This is a genomic window from Microbacterium sp. Bi128, from assembly GCF_918698205.1.
Window position 1 is genome coordinate 1 of record NZ_CAKKMM010000319.1, and the last position, 4,766, is coordinate 4,766.

Annotated in this window: 3 protein-coding genes; 2 read left to right on the forward strand and 1 reads right to left on the reverse strand. The window is 69.2% G+C overall.

Annotation, left to right across the window (positions count from 1 at the left end; all coding sequences use genetic code 11):
* The coding region (locus LQV45_RS17995; protein WP_230008198.1) for a hypothetical protein at positions 1-205 on the reverse strand (205 nt) is incomplete at its 3' end.
* Here LQV45_RS17995 and LQV45_RS18000 point away from each other — a divergent pair.
* Together LQV45_RS18000 and LQV45_RS18005 are read left to right on the forward strand one after the other, a co-directional pair.
* Positions 204-593, forward strand: coding sequence for a hypothetical protein (locus tag LQV45_RS18000; protein WP_230008199.1), 390 nt, complete (start codon positions 204-206; stop codon positions 591-593). The genes LQV45_RS17995 and LQV45_RS18000 overlap by 2 nt on opposite strands.
* Positions 594-595: 2 nt before the next feature.
* Entirely contained in the window at positions 596-4,750 is a 4,155-nt protein-coding gene (locus LQV45_RS18005) for a metallophosphoesterase (protein ID WP_230008200.1), read from the forward strand.
* Positions 4,751-4,766 lie beyond the last annotated feature (16 nt).

Sequence of the window (4,766 nt, forward strand, 5' to 3'; positions counted from 1 at the left end):
CGCCGACGCCGACCGCGGAGCCGACGCCGACCGCGGAGCCGACGCCGACCGCGACGCCGACCCCGACCGCGGAGCCGACGCCGACCGCGACGCCGACCCCGACCGCGGAGCCGACGACCGAGCCGACGCCGACGGCCGGGCCGACCTCCGAGCCGACGACGAGCCCCGCGCCCACCCCTGCGCCCGGTGGCGACCCGAAGATCATGGTCGGCGACAACACGGTCGCCCCCGGAGGAGCCCTGTCCGTCTCGGGTACCGGCTTCGTCGCCGGCGAGCGGGTCGCCGTCGAGCTCCACTCGACGCCGGTGACCCTGTCGCTGATGACCGCCGATGCCACGGGCGCGCTCAATGCGACCGTCACGATCCCGGCCGGCACGGAGCCCGGTGAGCACTCGATCGTGCTGACGGGCCTCGACTCGAAGCGCACCGCGTCGATCGGGATCGTCGTGACCCAGCCGGCCGTCGGTGCCGCATCGCTTCCCGCGACGGGCGCCGCACTTCCGGTCACCCTGATGGTTCTCGGCGGCGTCCTCGCCGCGGGCGGTGCCGTCCTCATCCTCCGCTCCGTCCTTCGCAACCGAAAGGCCTCCTGATCATGGCCCGCATCCGTACAGCCGGTCGCGTCCTTGCAGCCGGTGTCGCCTTGGGTGTGATCGCGACCGGCGGCGTCATCGCCACCGCGGCGCCCGCGTCCGCGGCATCCGTCCCCGCCGCCGAGCGCTACGCGCCGTCGATCGTCCCCGATCGCATCACGCTGCTGCCCGCGGCCGATCCCACGACGCAGCAGGTCGTGAAGTGGCGCTCGTCCACCGGCGTCGCGCAGGGAGTCGTGGAGTACCGCAGCCTCACCCCCGCGCCGTACCCGGCGAACGTGCTCTCGGTCGACGCGCAGAGCCGCGTCGAGCAGGCCGCCGATCTCGGGTACACGAACGTCGTCCACACGGCCACCCTGAGCGGTCTGCAGCCCGGCGTGTCGTACATGTATCGCGTCGGTGACGGCACGAACTTCAGCGAATGGCAGGACTTCGACACCGCGGCCGCCTCCGAGGACGACCGGTTCTCGTTCGTCTACCTCGGAGACGTGCAGAACGGGATCCTCGGTGACGCCTCGCGCGTGGTGCGTAATGCGTTCCGTGACCGCCCGAACGCCGACCTCGTCGTGCAGGTCGGCGATCTCGTGAACGACGCGCACTCCGACCAGCAGTGGGGCGAGCTCTACGAGGCCTTCTCCTACGGTCTGGGCACGCAGCAGCTGTTGACCACCCCGGGTAACCACGAGTACGACGGGGTGCTCTCGTCGCAGTTCTCGAGCATGTACACCTACGCAGACAACGGCCCGCAGGGTGAGGGCGGGGTCTACGACAAGCTCGCCGGCACGGTGTACTACGCCGACCACGAGGGCGTTCGCTTCATCTCGCTCAACAGCAACGTCTCCGACGCTGAAGGTCTGCGCGTCCAGGGCGAGTGGCTCGACAAGGTGCTGACGGAGAACACCCAGCGGTGGGCCGTGGTGTACTTCCACCACCCCGTCTACTCGCTCGAGGAAGGTCGGAACAACCTCGGCATCCGTCAGGAGTGGGGGCCGATCATCGAGAAGCACAACGTCGACCTCGTGCTCAACGGACACGACCACGCGTACGGTCGCGGCAACCTCGTCGCCAACGAGAAGAACCTGCCGGCCGGCGCAGACCCCAGCCGGAGTTCGACGGGCCCGGTGTACGTCTCGTCCAGCGTCGGGTCGAAGTTCTACGATGCGGGCCCGCGCCACTGGAACGAGAACGCCGCGCACCTGCGTCGCCTCGAGACCGGCCTGCAGACGTACCAGATGATCGACATCAACGGCGGCACGCTCCGTTTCGAGTCGCGTACGGCCGACGGCAAGTTCTTCGACGGGTTCACCATCACCAAGGACGGCGACACCAAGCTCGTCGTCGACGGCGTCGAGCCGCAGGTCATCGATCCGGGGACTCCCGTGCCGTGCCTCGGTTGCGAGCCGAACCCCGATCCGGGGCCGACCGATCCGACCGATCCCGAGGTCCCCGCGGGCGACTTCGAGTACGAGCAGACGGCCCTTCTGGACGCCGTCATGCCGAACAGTGTCGGTGGGGATCACACGGCGGCGTTGCCGGCGGGTGTGGCCTACCACCAGGGTCGTGACGTGCTGTATCTGGGTGACCAGAACGGTCGGAAGATCTTCGAGATCGACCCGGACACCGACACGGTGCGCCGCGAGATGACTCTGCCGGAGAACATCCGTGATCTGGGGATCGACGAGGAGCGTCAGCTTCTCTACGTGGGTCAGCAGAACCGCAACTGGGTGGTCGTCTCGATCGCCGATGACACGTTCGGGCAGGTCGTGCGCGGGCCGTACCCGATCATCGAGTCGCAGCGTTCGATCGACGTGGACCCGGTGAACGACTACGTGTACGTTGCCGTTCCCGCTCGCGGCGTCGAGGTCTTCAAGGCCTCGACCGGCGTCTCGCTCGGAGTGATCCGAGGCACGGCGGATGCGTACTACGTCGCAGCGGACCCGGCCACCGGCATGCTCGCCTCGACGAAGTTCCAGGGAGTCGCGGGTACCCCCGACATCCAGGTCTTCGACGCGAAGAAGGGCTTCGCCCAGGTCTGGGAACGTGAAGTGCGCCCCGGCGCGCGTCAGGTCGACATCGACAGCGAGCGCGGTCTGCTCTACGTCGGCTACACCGGTACCGCTGCCGACCGTGGCGGATTCTCCGTGCACTCCCTCGCGGGGGGCGACCTCCTCGTCGACAAGGTGGGACCGCAGTTCGGTAAGGATGGCTACGGCATCGCGATCGACGAGGAAGACCAGCGCGTCTTCGTCGCCAACCGCGACTTCCGCCTCAACCCGCCCGGAGAGGAGCTGGAGCCCAAAGCGGTCACCGTCAGCGCTCGCGTGACGACGGACCCGACGGATCCCACGGATCCGACGGACCCGGACCCGACGGACCCGACCGACCCGACGGAGCCCGAGGTTCCCGGTACTCCGTACGAGCCGAAGGCTCTGACGGTCTTCCCGACCGAGGGCGCGCCGGATGCCGCAGAGATCCGTCCCGTCGGCTCGGCGGTCGACCCCGCCACCGGCTTCGTCTACGTGGCCGACGAGATGCGTCCCGCACGGGTGCACGTCGTCGACCCGAAGACGGACACGATCGTCCGCACCCTCACGGCACCGACGACGGACCCGGCGGGTGACGGGCTGCGCGACATCGCGTTCGACCCGGCCACGGGTCATCTGACGGTCGCGTTCGGTGGGAACTGGGTGGTCATGGACGCCAAGACCGGCGACAAGATCGCGGGGCCCTTCGCCTTCAGCGGCGGGGTTCGAGGGATGGACGTCGACTTCGCCGGCGGACGCGTCTTCGGTGGTCTCCGTGGCACCGGCTTCGACGTGCGCAACGCGGTGACGGGCGAGCTCATCACCGCGGTCGAGGGTCCCGCTGACGGTGGACCGTGGCGCACCCACGGTGTCGCTTACGACGAGAAGAACAACCTCATCTACGTCAGCAACAGCGACACCTCGGGGTCGACCCAGGGCATCCGCGTCTACAACGGCACGGACTACACGCTGGTCGACACGCTCGCCATCGACGGCGCGGACTTCCGCTCGATCGATGTCGACTCCGCCACCGGCGCCGTCGTGGTCGGGCACCAGTCGACCACGTTCGAGAACTCGGGCGTCTCGGTCTACCGGGCGGCCGACCTCGGGCTCGTCGAAAGGCTGTCGGCCCACACCTACGGCAACAAGGTCTACGGGGTCTCGATCGACCCGAAGAGCCACGCGCTGTACGTGTCGGCACGCGACCGGTTCCCGACCGGGTTCATCCGTGTGACGCTCCCGGCCGAGCTTCCCGCCGCGCCGGCCGAGCCCTGGGTCTCTCGTGCCCTGGGCGCCATCCCGACCGAGGGGGCGGCCGATGCGGCCGAGATCCGTCCGGTCGGGTCGGCGGTCGACCCGGCGACCGGGTACGTGTTCGTCGCTGACGAGATGCGTCCGGCACGCGTGCACGTGATCGATCCCGCGACCGACACGGTCGTTCGCACCCTGACCGCGCCGACCACCGACCCGGTGCAGGACGGTCTGCGGGACATCGCGTTCGATGCGAAGAACGGGCTGCTGTACGTTGCATTCGGCTCGAACTGGGTGGTCATGGATGCCGAGTCCGGCGCCAAGGTGCGCGGTCCGTTCGCGTTCAGCGGCGGCGTGCGCGGCATGGACGTCGACTTCGGTCGCGGGCTCGTCTACGGTGCCACCCGCGGCGGCGGCTTCGACGTCGCGGACGCCGTGACGGGCGAGCTGAAGCAGACCGTCGCCGGACCGTCCGACGGCGGCGCGTGGCGCACGCACGGTGTCGCTTATGACGCGGTCGCCGACCTGCTGTACGTCAGCAACAGCGATGCCGACGGCTCGACCGAGGGCATCCGGGTGTACAAGGGGTCCGACTACTCGCTGGTGCAGCGCCAGCAGGTCGCGGGCGCCGACTTCCGCTCGATCGCGGTGGACGGCAAGAGCGGAACGGTGGTCGTGGGCAACCAGAGCACGACCTTCGATCAGTCCGGGGCGACGGTGTTCTCCGCCGGTGACCTGAGCCTCGTCAAGCGGCTCTCGGCGCACGAGTTCGGCAACAAGGTCTACGGGGTCTCCATCGACACCGAACGCCACCTGCTGTACGTCTCCGCGCGCGACCGGTTCCCCGCGGGCATGATCCAGGTGACGCTGCCGCAGGGCTGAGTCGCCGCATCCGTCG

Bases quoted from the DNA above. Each gene is read 5' to 3' on its own strand.
- LQV45_RS18000 (WP_230008199.1), top strand. From the start codon at position 204: ATGGTCGGCGACAACACGGTCGCCCCCGGAGGAGCCCTGTCCGTCTCG.
- LQV45_RS18005 (WP_230008200.1), top strand. From the start codon at position 596: ATGGCCCGCATCCGTACAGCCGGTCGCGTCCTTGCAGCCGGTGTCGCC.